At 71.3% G+C, this 21,759-nt stretch carries 13 protein-coding genes; 1 reads left to right on the top strand and 12 read right to left on the bottom strand.

Translation table 11 applies throughout. From position 1 onward, the window contains the following. Window positions 1-32 precede the first annotated feature (32 nt). The 7 genes from whiA to QH470_RS29675 form a co-directional block, all read right to left on the bottom strand. Window positions 33-1,016, bottom strand: coding sequence for a DNA-binding protein WhiA (gene whiA / locus QH470_RS29705; protein ID WP_195106658.1), 984 nt, complete (start codon window positions 1,014-1,016; stop codon window positions 33-35). After that, on the bottom strand, window positions 1,007-2,101 hold the full coding sequence (locus tag QH470_RS29700) for a gluconeogenesis factor YvcK family protein (RefSeq protein ID WP_280275672.1): 1,095 nt from the start codon (window positions 2,099-2,101) through the stop codon (window positions 1,007-1,009). Before QH470_RS29700 ends, whiA begins: the two co-directional genes overlap by 10 nt. Then, window positions 2,098-3,075 carry an RNase adapter RapZ gene (gene rapZ, locus QH470_RS29695; protein ID WP_280275671.1) on the bottom strand — a complete coding sequence of 326 codons (978 nt, stop codon included), beginning with the start codon at window positions 3,073-3,075 and terminating at the stop codon, window positions 2,098-2,100. Before rapZ ends, QH470_RS29700 begins: the two co-directional genes overlap by 4 nt. 126 nt (window positions 3,076-3,201) lie before the next feature. After that, on the bottom strand, window positions 3,202-5,256 hold the full coding sequence (gene uvrC / locus QH470_RS29690; protein WP_280275670.1) for an excinuclease ABC subunit UvrC: 2,055 nt from the start codon (window positions 5,254-5,256) through the stop codon (window positions 3,202-3,204). A gap of 76 nt (window positions 5,257-5,332) precedes the next feature. Next, entirely contained in the window at window positions 5,333-5,848 is a 516-nt protein-coding gene (locus tag QH470_RS29685; RefSeq protein WP_280275669.1) for a DUF4232 domain-containing protein, read from the bottom strand. A 212-nt stretch (window positions 5,849-6,060) separates the two neighbouring features. Then, on the bottom strand, window positions 6,061-6,894 hold the full coding sequence (locus tag QH470_RS29680; protein ID WP_280275668.1) for an SDR family NAD(P)-dependent oxidoreductase: 834 nt from the start codon (window positions 6,892-6,894) through the stop codon (window positions 6,061-6,063). A 25-nt stretch (window positions 6,895-6,919) separates the two neighbouring features. Further along, window positions 6,920-8,491, bottom strand: a complete 1,572-nt coding sequence (locus QH470_RS29675; protein ID WP_280275667.1) for a succinic semialdehyde dehydrogenase — start codon at window positions 8,489-8,491, stop codon at window positions 6,920-6,922. Between the two features lie 128 nt (window positions 8,492-8,619). Here QH470_RS29675 and QH470_RS29670 point away from each other — a divergent pair, with 128 nt between their 5' ends. Continuing rightward, window positions 8,620-9,318, top strand: coding sequence for a TetR/AcrR family transcriptional regulator (locus QH470_RS29670; protein WP_280275666.1), 699 nt, complete (start codon window positions 8,620-8,622; stop codon window positions 9,316-9,318). A gap of 3 nt (window positions 9,319-9,321) precedes the next feature. Here QH470_RS29670 and QH470_RS29665 read toward each other — a convergent pair whose 3' ends face one another. From QH470_RS29665 to recC, 5 genes are all read right to left on the bottom strand, one after another. Further along, the gene (locus QH470_RS29665; RefSeq protein WP_280275665.1) at window positions 9,322-10,554 is read right to left on the bottom strand and encodes a cytochrome P450 family protein; all 1,233 of its coding nucleotides are present in this window, start codon (window positions 10,552-10,554) and stop codon (window positions 9,322-9,324) included. Between the two features lie 12 nt (window positions 10,555-10,566). Then, the gene (locus QH470_RS29660; RefSeq protein ID WP_280275664.1) at window positions 10,567-11,832 is read right to left on the bottom strand and encodes a cytochrome P450 family protein; all 1,266 of its coding nucleotides are present in this window, start codon (window positions 11,830-11,832) and stop codon (window positions 10,567-10,569) included. A 385-nt stretch (window positions 11,833-12,217) separates the two neighbouring features. Then, window positions 12,218-14,095 (bottom strand): exodeoxyribonuclease V subunit alpha, encoded by a 1,878-nt coding sequence (recD, locus tag QH470_RS29655; protein WP_280275663.1) that lies wholly within the window; start codon window positions 14,093-14,095, stop codon window positions 12,218-12,220. A gap of 118 nt (window positions 14,096-14,213) precedes the next feature. Beyond that, window positions 14,214-18,215 (bottom strand): UvrD-helicase domain-containing protein, encoded by a 4,002-nt coding sequence (locus tag QH470_RS29650; protein WP_280275662.1) that lies wholly within the window; start codon window positions 18,213-18,215, stop codon window positions 14,214-14,216. Continuing rightward, window positions 18,212-21,619, bottom strand: coding sequence for an exodeoxyribonuclease V subunit gamma (gene recC, locus QH470_RS29645; protein ID WP_280275661.1), 3,408 nt, complete (start codon window positions 21,617-21,619; stop codon window positions 18,212-18,214). Before recC ends, QH470_RS29650 begins: the two co-directional genes overlap by 4 nt. Between the last annotated feature and the right edge of the window lie 140 nt (window positions 21,620-21,759).

The following is a 21,759-nucleotide window of genomic DNA, read 5'->3' as shown; positions in this document are numbered from 1 at the left end:
GGGGCCGGGTCTATCCCCCGGCCCCGCTCGGCTCACGCGTCTTCGAGCAGTTCGGCCGTGACCGCGGACTCGGTATCGGGGATGCCCAGTTCCTTGGCGCGCCGGTCGGCCATCGACAGCAGGCGCCGAATGCGGCCTGCCACCGCATCTTTCGTCATCGGCGGGTCGGCCAGCTGGCCCAGTTCCTCCAGCGACGCCTGGCGGTGCTGCACGCGCAGCCGCCCGGCCGCGGCGAGATGGTCGGGCACGTCGTCGCCGAGGATTTCCAGCGCGCGCTCCACCCGGGCCGCGGCGGCCACCGCGGCACGCGCCGACCGACGCAGGTTGGCGTCGTCGAAATTGGCCAGGCGGTTGGCCGTCGCCCGGACCTCGCGGCGCATCCGCCGCTCCTCCCAGGTGAGCCGCGTGTCCTGGGCGCCCATCCGGGTCAGCAGCGCGCCGATCGCCTCGCCGTCGCGCACCACGACGCGATCGGTGCCGCGCACCTCGCGCGCCTTGGCCGAAATGCCCATCCGCCGCGCCGCGCCGACGAGCGCCAGCGCGGCCTCCGGACCCGGGCAGCTCACTTCCAGCGCCGACGAGCGACCGGGCTCGGTGAGCGAGCCGTGCGCGAGAAAGGCGCCCCGCCAGGCGGCCTCCGCGTCACCGATGCTGCCGCCGACCACCTGGGCCGGTAGCCCGCGCACCGGACGGCCGCGCACATCCAGCAGGCCGGTCTGCCGGGCGAGCGCCTCGCCCTCCTTCGACACCCGCACGACGTACCGGGAGGTCTTGCGCAAACCTCCGGCGCCGAGCACGTGCACATCGGAGCCGTAGCCGTACAGCTCGAAGATCTCCCGGCGCAGCCGGCGCGCGATGGATCCCATGTCCACCTCGGCCTCGACGATCACTCTGCCGCCGACGATGTGCAGGCCGCCGGCGAACCGGAGTAGCGCGGACAGTTCCGCCTTGCGTGAGCTCACCTGCGAGACCGACAGACGGCTAAGCTCGTCCTTGACCTCGGCTGTCATCGCCACGAGACCCGCTCCTTTCCACCCAACGCGGACCGCACCTGCTGGCCCATGTGCCGTCCTTCGACTCGAAGCCTTGCTGATTCCGGCCGAGGTTGCCGGATCACCTGATCCAGTGCGGCGGCTAGCTTTCCAGGGTGGTGCCGGTCCGTCCCCGCCTCGGCGACATCAGCGAAGGTTACCCGCGCACGCAGCTGTTCGGCAGCTCTTGCCACATGTTCGCGTTCTCTACCCTCCGGTACGGAGCCGGAATCCACCACCACATCCTCGACCGCGAAATCCGGTGCGTGCTGGGACAATACATGCAGGTGCCGTTCGGCGGAGAATCCGGCCGTCTCCCCGGGCTCGGCAGCGAGGTTGAGTACCAGCACTTTTCGTGCCCTGGTATGTACCAGCGCCGCACGCAATTCGGGCACCAGCACATGCGGAATGACGCTGGTGAACCAGGATCCGGGACCGAGCACCACCACATCGGCGTGCTCGATGGCGGAGGTGGCCTCCGGGCTCGCGGGCGGGTCGGACGGGATCAGGCGGACGCGGCGCACCTTGCCCGGCGTGGTCGCCACCGCGACCTGGCCGCGGATGCAGCGGCTCACGCGCGGATCGGCCTCCAGGCCCGACACGTCGGCCTCGATGGTCAGCGCGGTCGGCGACATCGGGAGCACCCGGCCGCTGGTACGCAGGATCCGGCCCACCTCGTCGAGGGCCGCGACGGGGTCGCCCAGCACCTCCGTCAGGCCGGCCACGATCAGATTGCCGACCGAATGGCCCGCCAGCGCGCCGGTACCGCCGAAGCGGTGCTGCACCGCGCGGGCCCACACGCCCTCGGTGTCCTCGGCCAGCGCGGCGAGCGCCATGCGCAGATCGCCCGGCGGCAGCATGCCGAGTTCGGCGCGCAGCCGGCCGGAGGAGCCGCCGTCGTCGGCCACGGTGACCACGGCGGTGATGGTGCGGGTGAGGCGGCGGGCCGCGGTCAGGGTCGCGTAGAGCCCGTGCCCGCCGCCGAGCGCGACGAGAGCGGGTTCGGGCTCGCGGCTGTCCGCCGCAGGACCGGTATCGGAGTCGGCCGCGGTGGTTTCGCTATCGGTCATTCGCGCCCCAGATCCCGATGGACCACCCGGACGACGTCGTTGCGGTCGGGTTCTCTGCTCCGGAGTAGCTCGCCCAGTGCCTCCGCTATCGCCACGCTGCGGTGCTTGCCGCCGGTGCAGCCCACTGCCACGGTCATGTAACGCTTCCCCTCTTGGCGGTACCCGTTGGTCGTCAGATCGATCAGGTGGCAACAGGTCCGCAGGTAGTCCTCCGCACCCGGGCGGGACAACACGTACTCGCTGACCACCGAGTCCTGTCCAGTGTGTTCGCGTAACTCCGGTACCCAATGCGGATTGGGTAGGAAACGCAAATCAAACACCATGTCGGCGTCCAGCGGTACTCCGTACTTGAAACCGAACGACTGGATTGTGATCTGCAGGGCGGCGGGCGCGCCGCCCCCGTAGGCCTCCTCGAGGTGCCGGTGTAACTGGTGCACGGATAGCGCCGTGGTGTCGATAACCAGGTCGGCGGCGGTCTTCACCTTCGACAGCCGATTGCGCTCGGCGGCGATGCCCGCGGTGAGGGTGCCGTCGGCGCTCTCGCTCTGTAGCGGATGGCGGCGGCGGGCGAAACCGAACCGGCGGATCAGCACGTCGTCGGACGCTTCCAGGAAAAGCACCCGGGTGCGCACGCCCGCGCCGCGCAGCTGTTCGGTCACGCCCGACAGATCGCCGGTGAAGAAGCGGCTGCGCACATCCATCACCAGGGCCAGCTTGCGGATCGGCGGATCGGCGGAGGCGCCGAGCTCGACCATCCGCCCGATCAGCTCCGGCGGCAGGTTGTCGGCGACGTACCAGCCCAGATCCTCGAGCACCCGCGCCGCCGTGCCCCGGCCCGCGCCGGACAGCCCGGTGACGATGACGACCTCGACACGCGCGCCGTGGCCGGGCCGCGCCTCGGTATCGCCGGGCTGCGGGCGCGCGGGCACGGACGACGGGGTCGCCGCGCTGCTGTTCGATTCGACGCTGGTCATGTCCTACCGGATCCGTGTCTGCCTGTCATGCGATCTTCCTGTCCTGCGCCCGGGCGCGTCGTCCGACACGCGGCAGGAAACCGAGCCGTGACCGTTTCCATCAACCGGTAACACCGCCGGGCGCCGTCATCCGCCGTTCGCCTCGCTCGCGTTCAGGGCCGCCAGCACGGCCTTCGCCGTCGCCACCCCGATACCCGGGACCTCCGTGATCTCCTCCACCGTAGCCTCCTTCAATCGGGCCACGGACCCGAAGTGCATGACCAGCGCGGTGCGCCGGGACGCGCCGAGGCCGCGCACCGAATCCAGCGCCGACGCCGTCATCCGGCGCGAGCGCTTGCTGCGGTGGAAGGTGATGGCGAAGCGGTGCGCCTCGTCGCGGACCCGCTGCAGCAGATACAGCGACTCGCTGGTGCGGGGCATGATCACCGGGTCGGGCTCGCCCGGCACCCACACCTCCTCGAGGCGTTTGGCCAGGCCGATCACCGCGACGTCGGTGATGCCGAGTTCGTCGAGCACCTCGGCGGCCGCGTTCACCTGCGGCAAGCCGCCGTCGACGACGTAGAGATTCGGCGGGTAGGAGAATTTGCGGGGCTTGCCCGTCTTCGGGTCGATGCCCGGCGGGATGTTCGGTTCCGCGTCGTCGCCGGTATCCAGGAGCGGGGCCACCTCCGGGGCGGGTACCGGACCGGAGCGGAGGTCGGCGGCCTCCATGGCCTCCAGGTCGCGGCGCAGCCGGTAGAACCGCCGCCGGGTCACCTCGGCGATGCTGCCCACGTCGTCGGAGCGGCCCTCCCCCGCCGCCTCCTTGATCGCGTAGTGGCGGTACTCGGACTTGCGCGGGAGTCCGTCCTCGAACACCACCAGCGAGGCCACCACATCGGTGCCCTGCACGTGGCTGATGTCCACGCACTCGATGCGCAGCGGGGCGCTGTCGAGATCCAGTGCGTCCTGAATGCCTTGCAGCGCAGCCGATCTCGCGGTCAGATCACCGGCACGCTTGAGTTTGTGCTGGGCCAGGGCCTCGGCGGCATTGCGCTGCACGGTCTCCATCAGCGCCTTTTTGTCGCCGCGCTGCGGCACTCGCAGCTGCACTCCGGAGCCGCGCAGTTCCGCCAGCCAGCCCTGAATCTGCTCGGTGTCGCCGGGCAGGGTGGGCACCAGCACCTCGCGCGGCACCACCGCGGCGGGCGTCTCGGTGTCGGTGTGCTCGGCGAAGGCCGCCTGTTCACCGTAGAACTGGGTGAGGAACTGCTCGACCAGCGCGGGCAGCTCGCCGCCCGGGTCGACGGCGTCGACGGCGTCACCGGATTTGTCGACCACCCAGCCGCGCTGGCCGCGCACCCGGCCGTCGCGGACGTGGAAGATCTGGACCGCGGCCTCGAGTTCGTCGGTGGCGAAGGCGACCACGTCGGCGTCGGTGCCGGTGCCGAGCACCACCGCCTGCTTCTCCAGCGCGCGCTCCAGCGCCTGCACGTCATCGCGCAGGCGGGCGGCGGTCTCGAAGTCCAGATCCTCGGCGGCGGCCTGCATCTGGCGTTTGAGGTCGCGCACCATCCGGTCGGTCTTGCCGGAGAGGAAGTCGCAGAAGTCCTCGGCGATGCGGCGGTGCTCGTCGGCGCTGACCCGGGAGATGCACGGCGCGGAACACTTGTCGATATAACCGAGCAGGCACGGACGGCCGATCTGCCGATGCCGTTTGAACACCCCGGCGGAGCAGGTGCGCACCGGGAACACGCGCAGCAGCAGGTCGACCGTCTCGCGGATGGCCCACGCGTGGGCGTACGGGCCGAAGTACCGGACGCCCTTCTTCCGCGCGCCGCGGTAGACGAACACTCGCGGATACTCCTCGTACATGCTCACCGCGAGCATCGGGTAGGTCTTGTCGTCGCGGTAGCGGACGTTGAACCGCGGGTCGAACTCCTTGATCCAGTTGTATTCCAGCTGAAGGGCTTCCACCTCGGTGGTGACGACCGTCCATTCCACGCTGGCGGCGGTGGTCACCATCTGGCGGGTGCGCGGGTGCAGCGCGGCGATATCGGCGAAGTAGGAGTTCAGCCGGCTGCGCAGACTCTTGGCCTTGCCGACGTAGATGACCTGCCCGAACCCGTCCCGGAACTTGTAGACGCCGGGTTCGAGCGGAATGGTGCCCGGCGCCGGCCGGTAGGTCGCTGGATCTGCCACCCGACAAGCCTATCGACCGGCCCCGACATCCCCCGGAACCCTCCGGTGTGCGGGACTCGGTCCCCGCGGCCGACGGTCAGATGGGCCGCAGGGGTCCGATGAAAGTACCGGGGTGGGTGGCCGCGTCCTGGCGCTGCACGCTCGCGCCGGCCGGCCACGGGACCCGCAGCGGGGTGGTGGTGTCCGGCGGGGTGACGACGAGGGTGGCCGGGACCCAGCCATCCGGACCGCCCGACAGATAGGTCAGCTCGCTGCGCACCGCGGAGCCGGGCTCGACGGTCACCGGCGCGAAGTCGGCCTGCTGCCGGGGCAGCTGGTAGGTGGAGCCGAAGGCCGGATCCTCCGGGCCCACCAGCTCCGCCTCCGGAAAGCCATGCACCGCACAGCTTTGCGCCGACTTGTTGGTCAGCACCACCGTCAGCTGGTTCTGGCCCGGGACCGGAGCGTCGAATTGCAGGATGTTCAGGTTCAGGGTCTCGGCAGCGCACACCGGTGGCTGGGCGGAGCTGGTCGTCGCCGGTACCGCCAGCGCGGCCAGGACCGCCGCGCCGGTGCCGGCCAGTGCTGTGATGCGCCACTTCGTCGAGTTCATGGTTCCCTTCGGGTCATCGGGCGAGCCCTGTCGACCCTAGGCGAGTCCGCCGCCGCCGGTGGGCGTTCGACGAGTTGTCGGCCACCAGCGAGACGATCTACCCGCTCGGGCCGGCCGCGCTACTGCCCGAGCTGATCGCGGGCCGCCGTGCGGCCGAGCCGGTCACGCTGCCCTGGCACCACTGAACGGCGGCGGACCGGCGCTTCCCCGCGCTACCGCTTGCGACCGGTGAACTCGTCCATCGAGTGGTAGACGCCGACAGTGTCGAGATAGAAGTCGCGGACCTTCAGCGGCAGCAGACCGGATACGGCGCGGTTGAACCGCGAGGTCCACGGCATGACCACCAGCGGCGCGCCCTTCTTCATCTGGGTCCACGCCGTCTCGACCGCTTCCTCCTGCTCGATGATGGGCGTGAACCAGAAACCCTTGGCGCCCTCGAACATTCCGGTGTTGATGTAGGTCGGGCAGAAGGTGGTGACCTTGACGTGGTCGTTGCCGGACTGCTCCAACTCCAGCCGCACCGAATCCGACCAGCCCAGCGCCGCCCACTTCGACCCGGCGTAGACGCTCATGCGCGGATTGGCCACCAGGGCCGCCGACGAGGCGATGTTCAGCACCCGCGCGGGCGTCCGGCCGGACACCATCGCCGGGAGGAATTCCAGCGTGATGTACATCGGCGCAAGGGAATTGATCGCCACCGTCTTGTCGATGTCGGCCCGGTCGCGCGTCTCCCAGAAGTACCCGTTGCCCCGCACGATGCCCGCGTTGTTCACCAGGACGTCGATATCACCGACGTCCGCGCGCACCGCGGCCGCCGCCTCGGCGATGGCCGCCGCATCCGACACGTCGACCACGTAGTGGTGCACCCGCGAGGTGCCCGCCGCCGCGAGTTCGGCGGCCGTCTCCTTCAGCGCCTGCTCGTTGACGTCCCACAGCACGACGTCGGCGGCCAGCTCCCGCACCGCGCGCTCGGCGAAGGACTTGCCCAGCCCCATCGCCGCCCCGGTGATCAGCACCTGCCGCCCGGCAACCGTGTCCATATCCATCACTTCCCCTGTCGTTTCCGCCGGATCACTTCTGCCGCAAGGCCTTCATCACGCCGAAGTACAGCGTCAGCGTCTTGGCCCACACCGCCTCGGACATGCCCGGCAGCGGCGCGATCGGCAGCGCCCGCTGCACGGCGATGGTCTGGGTGTCGATGTACTTCAGCAGCCCCTCCGGGCCGTGCCGACGCCCGCCGCCGGAGATGCCCAAGCCGCCGGAGGGAGCGGCCACGCTGCCCCAGGCCGCGATGAAACCCTCGTTCACATTCACCGATCCGGCATGGATGCGGGCGGCGATCTCCCGGGCCCGCGCCGTATTCCGGCTCCACACACTGGCATTCAGGCCGTAGGCGGTGTCGTTGGCCTGCTCGACCGCCTCGTCGTCGCTGTGCACCCGGTACACCGACACCACCGGCCCGAAGGTTTCCTCCCGGTACACCGTCATCCCCGGCCGCACATTCTCGAGAATCGTCGGCTCGTAGAAGTACGGACCCAGGTCGGGCCGGGCGCGCCCACCGGCGCGCACCGTGGCGCCCTGGGCCACGGCGTCCTCGACATGCGCGGCGACGGTGTCGATCTGGCGCGGGAAGGTCAGCGAACCGATCTCGTAGGAGTAGTCCAGCGCCGCGCCGAGCCGCAATTTCGCGGTGTGCCCGGCGAATTCGGCCACGAAGCGGTCATACACGCTGTCGTGCACGTAGATTCGCTCGATCGACTCGCAGAGCTGCCCGGCCGACGCGAAGCAGGCCCGCACCGCGATCTTGGCCGCCGCCGACACGTCCGCGTCGGCGAGTACCAGCAGCGGATTCTTGCCGCCCAGTTCCAGCGAGTAGCCGATCAGCCGCTCCCCCGCCTGGCGGGCGATGGTGCGGCCGGTCGCGCTGGAACCGGTGTAATCCACGAAATCGGCGCGGGCGATCACCTCGCCGCCGATCACCGACCCGCGCCCGAGCACCGCCTGCCACAGACCCTTCGGCAGGCCCGCGCGCTCGGCGGCGTCGATGGCCCACAGCGCGGTGAGTGCGGTCTGGTTGTCCGGCCGCGCGACCACCGCGTTGCCCGCCATCAGCGCGGGCAGCGCGTCGGAGGCGGCCAGCGCCAGCGGATAGTTCCACGGCGAGATCACCGCGACGACGCCCTTGGGCCGGTTCCGCACCTCCACCCGCGTCAGCACCGGCAGCACGCCCCGCGGCGAGCGGGTGGCCAGCAGCTTCTCCGCCGCGGCGGCGTAGTACCGGGCATTGACCGCGACATCGCCGACCTCGTCGAAGGCGTGCACCCGGGACTTGCCGGATTCCAGCTGCACGATGTCGAGGATGGCGTCCTGCTCGGCGAGCACCAGGTCGTGGAACCGGCGCAGCACGGCGGCCCGCTCCCGCACCGGCACCCGCGCCCACCGGCGCTGCGCCTCCCGCGCGACGGTGAAGGCGGCATCGATGTCCGCCGTGGACGACTGCGGCAGATCGGCGATCTTGCGCCCGGTCGCGGGGGCGAACACCTCGACCGCGGCGGCGCCGCCGGCGGTCGCGTGGGCGAGCAATCGCCGCACCAGCGAGTCCGGGAGCGCGTCGGCGGGGGCCAGTTGCGGGGCGGTCGTCATCGTCGGCCCTCTCGATCGGCGGAACATGAATTAGTTGAACACCAGTGTTAGCTTAACACCGGTGTTAGATTAATCGAGTTCAGGCGCGCAGTGTCAAGCGCCGGGTACCGAGCTGGGAGGAATCACAGATGCCGCGCGACGCTGTGTCCACACCGCACAGCCGCGCCCGCCGCGGCCGCCCGCCGCAGACCCGCGAGCAGGCCGACGAGGTGCGCGCCCGGATCGTGCTGGCCGCCGCGGACGTGTTCACCGCGCACGGCTCGCGCGGGCTCAATGTCGCGCGCATCATCGATCGGGCCGGTCTCGCCCGGCCGACCTTCTACCGGTATTTCGCCAATGCCGAAGCCCCACTGCATGTTCTGCTCACCGCCTCCAACGAGGGACTGGTCGGCGGCATCCGCGAGGCCCTGGAGAATTCCGACGAACCGGTGCAGCTGGGCATCGGCCTCATCGACGCCTATCTCGACTGGGCGCGCGGCCACGGGGCCATGCTGCGCCCGGTCTTCGCCGAACTCCACGATCCGGCGTCGCCCGTGTCGATCTATCGCGAGGAGGCGTTCGACGACATCCGCGCGCTGGTCCGCGCGAAGTTCGCCGCCCTCGGGCGACCGCTGCCCAGCCCGCTGGATCTCGATACGGCGCTGCAGGTCTGCGAATTCGTCGTGTACCGGGTGTCCGCGGCCGCCGCGCCGGGCGGCGAACCGGCGCCCGACGAAGTGGCCGCGGCCCGGCTGACGATGATCCGCAGTGTGCTGGTCACGCTCGGCCGGCGCGAGGACGTCGAGCTCGCGCTGACGATCCCCGGCATCTTCGAGGCGACCGGTTGATCGCTATTCGCCGTCGAGATACACCGGCAGCGTCGCGTGACCGTTGGAGATGAAACTGCCCACCGGCGCCAAATCCTTAGGGTCCGTGGCGAATCGCAGCTTCGGGAAACGCTGGAACAGGGCGGGCAGCGCCATGGTCGCCTCGAGCCGGGCCAGCGGCGCGCCGAGGCAGTGGTGCGCGCCGTACCCGAACGCCACGTGCTGGTCCTTGGTCTTGCGGCGAATGTCGAACTCGTCGCTGGTGTCGCCGTGGATCTTCGGGTCCCGGCTCGCCCCGGCGTAGGAGGCGAGAATGGCTTCCCCCTTGGGAATTCGGTATCCGCCGTCGATCTCGATGTCCTCGACCGCGTAGCGCAAGGGCAGATGAGCCACCGGCGCCTGATAGCGCAGCGTCTCCTCTACCAGATCCGACCACGGCACCTCGCCGGAGACCACCGCGGCGCGCTGCCCCGGATGCGTCAGCAGCGCGGTGATCGCTTGGTCGAGCAGGTTGACCGTGGTCTCGTGCCCGGCGTTGATCACCAGCATCAGGGTGTCGACGAGTTCCTTCTCGGTCAGCTGCGAACCGTCGTCCTCGTCGCGGGTGGTGATCAGCACGCTGGTGATGTCGTCGCCGGGCTGTTCGCGGCGATACGCGACGAGTTCGCTGACCAGCCGGAACATCTCCAGGTAGTTGGCCTGCGCCTGCTCGGGCGTGAACGAGGTGTCGAAGAAGCCGTCCACGCACTTGTGCATCGGCGGGCCGAGATGCTCTGGCACACCCATCAATTCGGTGATGACGCGGATCGGGACCGGGTAGGCGTAGCGGCTGCGCAGATCCGCCACCTGGCCGGGCGGAGTGGTCGCCAGATCGTCGAGGAGGTCGGTGATCAGTTCCTCGATGCGCGGCCGCAGCGCGGTGGTGCGACGGTGCGTGAACGCCGGGGACACCAGCTTGCGCAGCCGCCGATGGTCCTTGCCGTAGGCGGTGAACATGCTGTCCACGGCCACCCACGGCAGCAGCGGCCAGGACTCGGTGATCTCGCCGTTGATGAAGGCCGCCCAGTGCTGGCGCGGATCCTTCGACACCCGCGAATCGGCCAGCAGACTCCGTAGCACCGCCTGATCGGTGACCGACCAGGCCGGCACCCCACCGGGAAGCACCACCTCGGCGATCGGGCCGCGCTCGCGGATTCGCGCCGACTCGGCCTGGATATCGGTACCGGCGAGGTCCAGGACAATCGGATCGTGCGCCATCGGGGGTTCTCCTTACGCCAGATTCAACGGTGGGGCCGGGGGAAAGCTGACGGGTAGCGCCGCCATGGCGCGGTGGAACGGGCCCGGCCGCCAGGTGATGTCGGCGCGTGAGCCGGACAGTTCCAGCTCCGGCAGGGCGTCCAGGAGCTGGTCGATCGCGTCCTGCGCGACCAGGTAGGCCACCGAGCGCGCGGGGCAGGCGTGCGGGCCCGCGCTCCACGCCAGGTGGGAGCGGTTACCAGTGCGATCGCCGCCGGCGATCGACGGATCGTTGTTGCATCCGGCCAGGCTGATCACCACCGGCTGGTTCGCGGGTAGCCACACGCTGTCGATCAGGATCGGCTGGCGCGGATAGGTGACGGAGAAGTTCGCCATCGGCGGGTCGTTGAACAGCACCTCGTCCAGCGCGTCGCGGGTGGACATGCTGCCGCCGAGCACGCCGCCGCCGAACCGGTCGTCGGTCAGCATCAGCAGCAGCGTGTTGCTGATCAGGTTCTGCATGGGTTCGATGCCCGCGCCGTAGAAGCTGATCAGGTTGTAGAGCATCTCCTCGTCGGTGAGCTTCGCCGAATGGTGAGCCAGGCGCGAGGTCACATCGTCGCCCGGGTCGGCGCGGCGCAACTCGATCAGCTCCATCAGCGCCTCGGACAGGTGCTGCATGCCCCAGGCCGCGTTCACCGTGTCGAACAGCGCCGCCATCCCGCTGGCGACCCGCTGGCCGATATCGGCCGAACAGCCGACCATGCGGTTGAGCGACTCGAACACCAGCGGAAACGCGTACTGCGACAACAGATCCGCCGAGCCCTTCTCGCAGAAGGTGTTGATCAGCGGGACGGCGATCGATTCCACCGTCGAGTGCAGCGCATGCAGGTCGATGCCGTCGATGGCGGCGACATAGGCCTGGCGGTAGCGGGCGTGCGTCGACCCGGCGTTGCGCAGCGCGTTGGGATACCACTGCAGCATCGGCCGCACCGGGCAGTCCTCCGGCACGGAGTCCTGCCAGTGCCGCGGATCGGCCGGGAAATGCTCCGGGTCGTTGAGGATCTGCAGTGCCGTGCGGTAGCCGATGACCAGCGTCGCGGGCACTCCGGGAGACAGCTCGATGGGCACCATCGAGCCGAACCGGTCGCGCATGGTGCGGTAGAAACCGTGCGGATCCGCAGCGAACTCGGGGGTGTCGAGCAGCGCACGCGGGCCGTCGGTATCAATGGGAGACCCCTGGACCGGACAGGCTCCGGGCGTGGTGGTCGGCGGGCCGGACGACACGGAAGCGTTCACCTCACAACCATTGCAGCACAACGAACTCCGCACGCAATGGACCGCGCGAAGCTAGACTGACCAATCGAGCGTTACCGTCCGGAAGAACCGGACGGCCGTTCCAGATTAGCAGCAGTGCGACGAATTCTCTCTCGATTGCGCAGCGGCCCTTGGGAACTCGTACACGCGGCGCTCCCACCATGGGCTATGTCCGGATGCTATCGCGACTCGGCGGCTTGGACGACCGGGAAACCACGGCCTGCGACGACGCGAAATACCCTGCGCCCGGGGCGATCCTGCGAAAACGGAACGTGAGGATGCCTCGCGTGCGGTGGATCGCCAGGCTGTTCGCAGGTCCGCACGGCGGTGCCGAGACAGAGTGTGCCGATCAGTGCGCGGCCGTCGGTCAAGCGCGCAGACCGCTGGCGCGCAGCACCCGGCGCGCGATACCCGCGCGGATCGCCTCCTCGGTGCCGATGATCCGGACCCGGTGGCGCGAGCGGGTGATGGCCGTGTAGAGCAGTTCACGTGTGAGCAGGGTCGATTCCGGTCCCGGCAGGACCACCGACACCGTGCCGTACTGGCTGCCCTGGCTGCGGTGGATGGTCATGGCGTAGACCGTGGTGACGCCCGGGAACTGCGTCGGGTGCACCAGATAGGGCTCGGTGCCGCGCTGCAGGGCCGCGCGCAGCGACCCGTCCGCGCCACGGACGATGACACCGGTGTCGCCGTTGTAGATGCGCGCCTCGTGATCGTTCGCGGTGACCAGCAGCGGCTGGCCCGGAAACCATTGCCCGGCACCGGGTTCGGTCCCGATGCCCGCGGCCGCGACCCAGCCCGCGGCCAGCCGGTCCCAGCGTTCCACACCGAACTGCCCCTGCCGATGCGCGCACAGCAGCCGATGCGATTCCATCGCCGCCAGGGCGCCCGCGGCGTCCCCGGATTCGGCGGCAGCCGTCGATTCGCGAGCGGCACGGACCACGTCGGCACGCACGCCGCCGGTGTCGTCGGGCGGCTGTAGTGACAGCTCGTCGCCGCCGTCGGCCAGCAGCGCCAGCGCCGTCTCGGCGTCGCCCGCCCGCACCGCCACCGCCAGCGCGGCGATCCGCCCGCCGAAGCGGCGGCCGCGGGTGAGGCGAACGATGCCGCCGCGCAACCGATCCCGCTCTCGGACCGACAACGCGTCGGGATGATCGGCACCGGCGCCGCCGAGGATCTCGTCGAGCACCGGGTTCGGCTCGCCGACAACGGGCCCGGCGACCAGGTCGGCGAGGACGGCGCCGGCGTCCACCGAGGCGAGCTGGTCCGGGTCGCCGACCAGCACCAGGCGGGTGTCGGGGCGCACCGCGGGCAGCAGGCGGCTCATCATGGTCAGCGACACCATCGAGGTCTCGTCGATGACGATGATGTCGTATGGCAGCCGGTTGAATTCGTGGTGACGGAACCGGGTGGCGCCGCCGCGCTGCCAGCCCAGCAGGCGGTGCAGGGTGGCGGCGGTCAGGTCCGGCAGTTCCAGGTCGCCCGCCTGCTCGCGCACCGATTCCTGCAGGCGCGCGGCGGCCTTGCCGGTTGGCGCGGCCAGCGCGATCCGCAGCGCCGGGGCGCCGGGAACGGCCTGCTGATGCGCCACCAGCAACGCCAGGATGCGGGCGATGGTGTGGGTCTTGCCGGTGCCCGGACCACCGGCCACGACGGTGGTCCAGTGGGTGGCGGCCAGCGCCGCGGCCACGCGCTGGCGGTCCGGCGGGTCGCCGGGACCCGCGGCGTCGGGAAACAGCCGGTCCAGTTGCCGCCGAATCGTTTCCGGGTCGACCAGCGGATGCCCGGCCGCGCGTTCGGTCAGCGCGTGGCGGATGGTCTGCTCCTGCCGGTAGTACCGGTCCAGGTACAGCAGCGGGCCGGCGCCCTCGTGCTCGACCAGCCGCAGCGGGCGCAGCGGTCCGGCCGCGCTGCCCTCCACCAGCGGGCTGACCCGCAGCGCGGCCAGCACCTCGTCCACGTCCGGCCACGGCAGCGTCGCGGGATCGACGACGTCCGGGTCGCCGGTGTCGAAACCCTCACCGTCCACGCCGATCTCGTGCATCCGCCGCAGTTCCAGGCACACCGAACCCGACCGCACCGCACGCACCGCGAGGGCCGCCGCCAACAGCACCACCTCCGAGTCCTCCCGCCCCAACCGGCCCAGCCGCACGGCCACGTGGACGTCGGCGGCCGACAGCACCCCGGCGGTATTGAAGGTGCGCAACAGCCCGGTGGCCCGCTGCGCCAACTGAATAGCGGTCACCGGCCGTCCTCTCGCAGGATTTCCCGCGGCACCCTCGCACCGCTCTGGTCCAGCCCAGCCGCGGAACTGTCTCGACAGCTTCCCGGTTCGCGCGCCGATCCGGCGGCGGGGTGCGGGGTCACGAGGCGGCTCCCGAGAGATCACCGGCGAGCAGCGCCGAGAGGTCCTCGACCAGCGCGACGGGCGGGCTCCAGTCGAAAACGCCGCAGCCGGGCGGGGTTTCGGGACCGATCATGCCGCGGACGAACAGGTAGAGAATGCCGCCGAGGTGTTGTCCGGGGGCGTAGTCGGGAAGCCGCCAGCGCAGATAGCGGTGCAGCGCAGCCGAGTACAGGATGGCCTGGAGCGGGTAGTGCGAGCGCATCATCTCGGCGGCCATGCGGTCGCGGGTGTAGTGGGCGACCGTGAGGTCCTCGCCGCCCAGCCGGTTGGTCTTGTAGTCGACCACCACGAAACGCGGGCCGGGCACGCGCAGCACGGCGTCGATACTGCCGGTGAGGTAGCCGCGCAGCACGGTGTCCTCCAGGGTCTCGACCTGGTCGGCGTACTCGGCGAACGGATCGTCGGCGGGCAGGTGGCGGCGCAGCAGACCGGCGATGGCGCGCACCGTGACCCGTGCGGGCCGCGGTGTATCGCCCCCGGCCAGCGGCAGTTCGAAGTCCATCTCGTTGAGCCGGTCGCGGCTGGAAACGTCGGCGAGGCAACCGATTCCGAGGGGCGTACGCAGGACCGCGAGCAGCGCGGTGGCCAGCGCCTCGGGATCGATGTCGGCCATCAGCTCCTCGATCGCGTGCCCGCAGCGGGCCCGCACCTCGGCCGCCAGATCCGGCGCGTCGGTGCCCACCAGCTCCAGCACGCCGTGCACCAGGGTGCCGAAATCCGCGCCGTAGGGCAGGTCGTTCATCAGCGAGGGGGCGGCGTCGGCGAAATCGCTGGTGTCCTCGAGGACCGCCGGAGTCTCCGGCTCGTCGGAACCGCCGGGCGTCTCCTCCGCCACGGCGTGCGTGTCGTGCGCGCCCGCGGTGAGCGCCGAGTAGGAGGTGCGCCGCCACTCGGCGTCCACGTTGCGCTCGAAGACGGCGGCGGCCAGGTTCGCGCCCTCGGTCTCGTCACGCTCCCAGCGCGGCCGGACCTTCGGCGCGCGGGTCACCGGCTCCACCCCGATCAAGCCCGCTCCGGCCGCGGCCGCCCAGGCCGAGAGCTGTTCCAGCACAGCATCGTCCGTCGCGACCTCGCTCTTGCCCGGCACCTCGGCGCTGCCGGGCAGACGGCCCAGCATCATGCGGTGCAGGGGCGCGAAGGCGGTGCCGTAGGCGGGCGCCCACCACGCCACCACCTGACACTGCGCCCGGGTCAGCGCCACATACAGCAGGCGCAGTTCCTCACCGGCCTCCTCGGCGTCGCTGCGGCGCTTGCGCTCGCCGTACCCGGGCGCCTCCGGGCCGCCGACGTCCAGGACGCGGTCGCCGTCGTCGTGGAACAACAGCGTCACCGGATTCGGGTTCTTGGCGCTGTCCCACGCGAACGGCAGGTATACCACCGGGAATTCGAGGCCCTTGCTGGCGTGCACGGTGGCGATCTGCACGGCGGCCGCGTCCCGGTCCAGGCGGCGACTGCGGTCGGACACCGCGCCCGACGCCGGATCGCGCACCCGGTCGGCCAGCCATCGGGTCAGCGCGGTCAGGCCCAGCGATTCGCGCAGCGCCACCCGATCCAGCAGCTGCGCGATGTGCCGCAGGTCGGTGAGCTGCCGTTCGCCCCCGGCCACCGCCAGCAGCCGCGGCGCCAATTCCGTTTCGGCCGAGAGCTTCTCGAATACCGCGGCGAAACCCGCGCGGCCGAACAACCGGGCGGCCTCGCGCAGCTGGGTACTCAGCCGTCCCACCAGATCCGCACCGCCCGTGTCGATCTCCGCCGCCGACAGGCCGAGCAGCGGCGTGCTTGCCGCCAGCCGCACCCGGTCCGCGCGGTGCGGTTGCTCCAACGCCCGCAGCAGCCACAGCCAGTCGACGGCGCTCTGGGTGCCGAACACGCTGGCGCCGCCCGCCAGCACCGACGCCACCCCCACCCGGTCCAGGGCGGCGCGCACGATGTCGATCTGCGCGCGGGTGCGCACCAGCACCGCGACATCGCCGGGGCCCAGCGGCGTTTCGCCGATGTGAGTGCCGGAGTCGAGCAGTCGGGCGATATCGGCGGCCACGTCGTCCGCGACCCGGGCGCGCTGGCGTCCCACCGCCGGGAATCCCGCGCCGTTGCGTGGACCGGCGCCCTCGCGCCGAAAACACCGCACCCGCAAGGGGATCGGCGCCTCGACAGTGCCGGTGAGCCGGGTGTGCGGCCGGACCGCCGCCACCTTGGACACCGTGATCTCCTTGTGCCCCAGCGCGGCGCCGGCCATCAGGTGCTCCAGCGCACCGAGCAGGCCCGCGTCGCTGCGCCGGTTCGTGGTGAGTTCGCGGCGGGTGTCGGCGTGGGCCACCGCGTCCAGGTAGCTGAGCACCTCGGCGCCGCGGAAGGCGTAGATGGCCTGCTTCGGATCCCCGACCAGCACGAGGGTGGCATGGCCGTGGAAGGCGCGGCGCAGGATGTCCCACTGCAACGGGTCGGTGTCCTGGAATTCGTCGACCAGGGCGACCCGGTAGCGCTCCCGGATGCGGCGGCACGCCCGGTCGCCGTGTGCCGGATCGGCAAGCACCTCGTGCAGCAGCACCAGCAGGTCGTCGAAGTCGCGCAGACCCGAAATCCGTTTGCGACGTTCGGTTTCCGCACGCACGGCGGCGGCGAAGGCGACGCGCTCGGCGGCGGGATGGTCGCCGATCTCCTCGTCGGACACCAGCCGCGCGTGCCGGTCCTGGACCGCGGCGGCGGCCAGCTGGTGGGCCTCCCGCACCGAGAACGGCGGCCCGCCGCGGGCGTACCGCGCCAGATACAGATCGTCGGCGACGGTGGCGACGAGATCGTCCACGTTCTCCACCAGCCGCACCCGCGGATCGTGCTCGCCCGCCAGCCCCAGTTCGTCCAGCATGCGCTGGCAGAAGCTGTGCGTGGTGGCGATGGTGCCGGAGTCGAAGTCCGACAGCGCCGCCAGCAGCCTGGTGCGCCGCCGCCCCACCTCCGCCGGATCCGCGTGCGCCAGATGGCGGATCAGCTCGTCCTCGCTGCTCCGCGCGGTGCCGGGATCGGCCAGCGCAGCAGCCACCGCCACGAATTTGTCCCGCGTCCGCTCCCGCAATTCCTGCGTCGCCGCCCGGCTGAACGTCACCAGCAGCAATTCCGAGACATCCACCCCCGCCTCGGCCACGAACCGCACCGCCAGCCCGACGATCGCATACGTCTTCCCGGTCCCCGCACTCGCCTCCAGCACGGTCGTCCCCGCAGGCAACGCCCCGCACAACTCGAACCCCTCGCCCGCCGCCGTCCCCAGCAGGCCAGGACCATCGGTCAGCGCACCAGCCCCGGTGGACGCCCGACGGCCCACGGCCGCTCCGGCCTCCTCGGGATCCGACAGCTTGTCGGGCAGGGCAGTGGCCTGGAGTTCGCTCTCGTCTCCGCTGGTGGAGGTGGCGACATCCATCGCGTCCGAATGGCCCGCCGCTGCAGAAGATTCGAGGTCCGGCACAGCGGCAGCATTGTCGACCGGGAACTCCGCGTCGTCGCTCCCGTCGGGCTCGGACAGCCCCGGTACGGCCGAGGTAGTCGCGCGCGGATCGGCCGGGCGTGTAGGACGCAGATCCGTGTGCAGGAGTGGTGGGTCAGGCTCGAGAGTGCTCGGCTCCGACGGGCCGCGGAATCCGAGGCCTGTATCGGAGGCTTCGGAGCCGGAGGCAGAAGCTTCGGAGTCTGGAGCGGAGGCTTCGAAATCGAACCCGGAGCCCCCGGGGCCGGGGGTCGAGGCATCGGAGCCGAGAGTGGTGGGCTCGGAGGTGTGGGTGGGGGGCTCGGAGGTGGTTGGCTCGCTCGGCTCGGGTGAATCCGTGGGCTGCGGGACGGGGGTGAGGTCGAACAGGTCGGCGGTCTCGGCCGGGGTGGGGTCGGGGTGGTTGGTGGAAGTGGGGCGGGAGCGGCGGCGGGGGCGCGGGGCGGGCTCCAGGTCGGTCAGGGAGAAGAGTTCGTCGGTCATGGCTGTCCCTGGGATTCGGTGGCCAGCAACGGGTTCCACAGGCGGCGGGCCAGGGCGGCGAAGCGGGTGGGCTCGCCCGCCGGGTCCGGTTCCGGCAGCGGGGTTTCCAGATGTTCCAGCCGGGGCGCGGGGCCCCACACGTAGCGCAGGTAGCGATCGGTGTGGTCGCCGAATGCCTTGGGGCCGTTGGGGCCGCCGAGGAATTCCTGGTCGGCGGCCAGCCGGGCATCCTCGACACTCGCACCCTGGCAGCGGCGTTCGGCGTACACCGCCGAGGCGGTCGGCGCGATCGGCAACGGCTCGGCCAGGCCCTCGTCGCGCAGATCCGCCAGGTCGCGCAGGATCGACTGGGCCGCAGCGGCATTGGGCGCGGTGAGTGTGGAGCGCCAGGCGGGCCGCCCGAACTTGCCGCGCCCGATGGTGACCGCCCGCCAGCTTTGGTTGCGTTCGGTCGCCGCCAGCGCCAGCACCCGCACCCACGCCGCGACCCGGTGCTTCGGGGCCAGCCGCGAGAACGTGGTGCGGACCAGCGCGTCGTCGTGCACGTCCGGCACCGTGCCGCTGAGCAGCCGCCCGTCCCCCAGGTCGACCGCCACGTCGATGGTGCGCGACGGCACCTCGTGCATCGGCCGCGCCACCCGGACCAGTTTGTCGACCGTGCCCTCCACCTCGGTCAGCACCGCCGCGCCCAGCCCGAACGCGGGCAGGGTGCCGCGCCGCCACTCGGCCGCCCGCAACGCCGCCGGGTCCGCGCCGTTCAACCGCGCGCTCAGCATGCGCTCACCGATATTCCATTTGGTGAGCCCGTCGAGTTCGATCGGCAGCCGCTCGTCGATCTCCTCTTCCTCCTCGGGCACCCGGATGCCCAGCCGCTGCCACAGGAACGCGCGCACCGGATGCTCGACGAACGAAACCAGTTCCGCCAGTTCGACATCCGCGCGCACCGTGGCAGGCAGCGGCCCCGGCAGGAACGCGGCCCGTTCGCGCGCGGGGCTCGCCGCGGCCCGCGCCCCCGCCAGCGCCACGGCGTCGAAACTGAACGGCGCGACGGGATCGAAGTTGCGACTGTCGAAGGCCTGCAACGGATGCCGGGTCACCACGCCGTCCAGCCCGCCCGCGTGGGCGCGCAGCACGTCGAGCAGTTCCGCGACCGGGATGGCCGGAGGCCGATACGCGCCGGTGACCGGATCGGCGCCGGTGTGCAGCAGCACCAGTTTCTCTCCGGCCGCCATGATCGCGTCCAGCAGCGACTGCCGGTCCTCGCTGCGCGCGTCCCGTTCGCCCACGCGCGGCTCGCGGGCCAGCACGTCGTCGCCGTCGACGCCGCCGGGCCGCGGGAACACGTCGTCGTCGAGGCCCAGCAGCACCACCACGCGATGCGGCACCGATCGCAGCGGCGCGGGAGTGCACACGGTCAGCTCACCGGTGCGGTAGTTGGCGCGGGTACCGCGGCTCGCGAGACGCGAGTGGAGCAGCGACGCGATATCGGTGAGCCGCAACGGAATATCTCCCGCGTGCTCGAGCGCGGCGGTCAGTTCGCGGCGGGCCTGCACCGCCTGCCAGGTCTGCGCGTAGGTGACTTCGGTGAGCAGGTCCAGCGCGCGCACCAGCACCTGCGCCCATTCGTGCGCCGGGCGCTGGGATCCGGCCGGTTCGGCGGGCGTGGGGCCGCGCAGGTCGCGCACGCACACCGCCAGCCGGTCGGTGAACTCGGCGAACCGGCCCGCCAGGTCCACGTCACCGGAGTCCACGTCCTCCAGCGGCAGCGCCAGATCGAGCCAGTCCTCGGAGGATTCACCGGCCGCGACGCCGAGCAGGATGCGGTCCACGGCGGCGTTGAGCGTGTTCTGCGCGAAGTCGCCGAGCCCGAACGCCTGCCGCTGCCGCTGGCCGATCCCCCACCGCGCCCCGGTCTCGGCCGCCCATTCGCGCAGCCGCTCGATATCGTCGTCGTCGAATCCGCAGCGCAACCGAACCGGTTCGGCGGCCGCGAGATCCAGTACCTGGGTGACGGTGACCCGGCCGTCGGCCATGGCGAGCAGTCCGTCCAGGACGGCCAGCACCGGGTTGGCGGCGCTCTGCGAGCGATCGGCCAGCCGCACCCGCAGCCCGTGCGCCGGGTGCGGCGCGCGGGCGCCGGGCTCCGCCGCCGCCTGACCGAACGCCGCCCGGACCAGCGGCGCGTAGTTCTCCGCGTCCGGGCACATCACCACCACGTCGCGGGGCTCCAGCGTCGGGTCGGCGGCGAATGCCGCGAGCAGCACGTCCCGCAACACCTCCACCTGCCGCGCCGGTCCGTGACACGAGTGCACCTGCACCGTGCCATCGGCCACGCACTCGTCCCGCGGCGGCCACAGATCCCCCCGAATCCCGCCCTGCAACTCCGAAAGCAAAGTGCGCGAACCACTGTCGCCGTCCGCCCGATGGTACGTATCCACCACCGCCCCCACCCCCCGCAACCGCTGCTGCAACTCGCGCACATCCCGCCCCAACCCCGCAAGCAACGGATGCGCCACCACCAACGCACTGACATCCGAAACCCGCCGAGCCCCACCAGCAACCCCGGCCCGCACCGGCACCACAGCCGAAGCGCCAAGGGGTTCCGCGCCCTCCCCCAGCCGCGCGAGTTCCGCCCACATCCCCGGACTCGGGTGGACCAGCCACAGGTGTACGTCGCGGCCCTCGCCCAGGGCCGACAGCACCGCGAGCTGGTCCGCGGTGAGGCGGGTCACGCCGAACAGCGAGATCCGTTGTGGGAGATCGAGAACGGACGGCTCGGCGCGCAGACGTTCGCAGGCGGTCGCCAGTCGTTCGGCCGGACTCGGGGTGCCGAGTTCGGCGCGCAATCGCCGCCACAGCTGCGGCTGCCACAGCAGGTCCTCCGGCAGCGCGCCGTCGCATCCGTCGGTGTCGGCGCCCGCGGCCCAGTCGGTGATGAGGCCGGGACGCTGCGTCCCGTACCCGTCGAACAGCGCCGCGATCCGGGCCGCGGTCGCGAACCGGCGTCCGGACCGGTGCGTGCGCCCGGCGGCCTCGGCGCCCAGGTGGCGCGCCAGCACGGCGCACCACGGCTCGGCGAGCGAGGCGTCGATCACCCGCAGCAGCGCCCATACCGCCCGGTCCGGCGCCCACGGATCGTCGTCGGCGGGCACCCCTGTCGCCCCGGCCAGCGCGGCCGCCACCAGCGCCGCCGGTGCCGGATACGCGATGTTCGCCGATACTCCGTCGCAGGTGACCGCGCCCAGCACCCCCGACAGCCGCTGATTCAGCCAGCGCTCCACGCCTTTGGCCGGCACCGCCACCACCTCGGCCGCGAACGGGTCGGCCAACGGCTGGGCCAGCAGCGATGCCAACGCGCCGGCGAGCGTGTCCGCTCGCTCGGCCCGGTGGATGTGCAGCGCCATCGGCCGCCTCTCTCCGCTCGCTGTGCCGTCCCTGATCCGCCCGCCCGGATGCCTCGTGGTTGCCTGTCGCTGGCCGATCCTACAAACTCCGCGCCCCGATCCCCCGATGCGACTCGGACTTCGGCACACATACCGCATGG

Origin of the sequence: Nocardia wallacei (assembly GCF_029868745.1) — a bacterium.
Taxonomy (GTDB): Bacteria; Actinomycetota; Actinomycetes; order Mycobacteriales; family Mycobacteriaceae; genus Nocardia; species Nocardia wallacei_B.
Note: the sequence above shows the minus strand (reverse complement) of the source record. Positions and strands in the feature narration are given on the sequence as shown.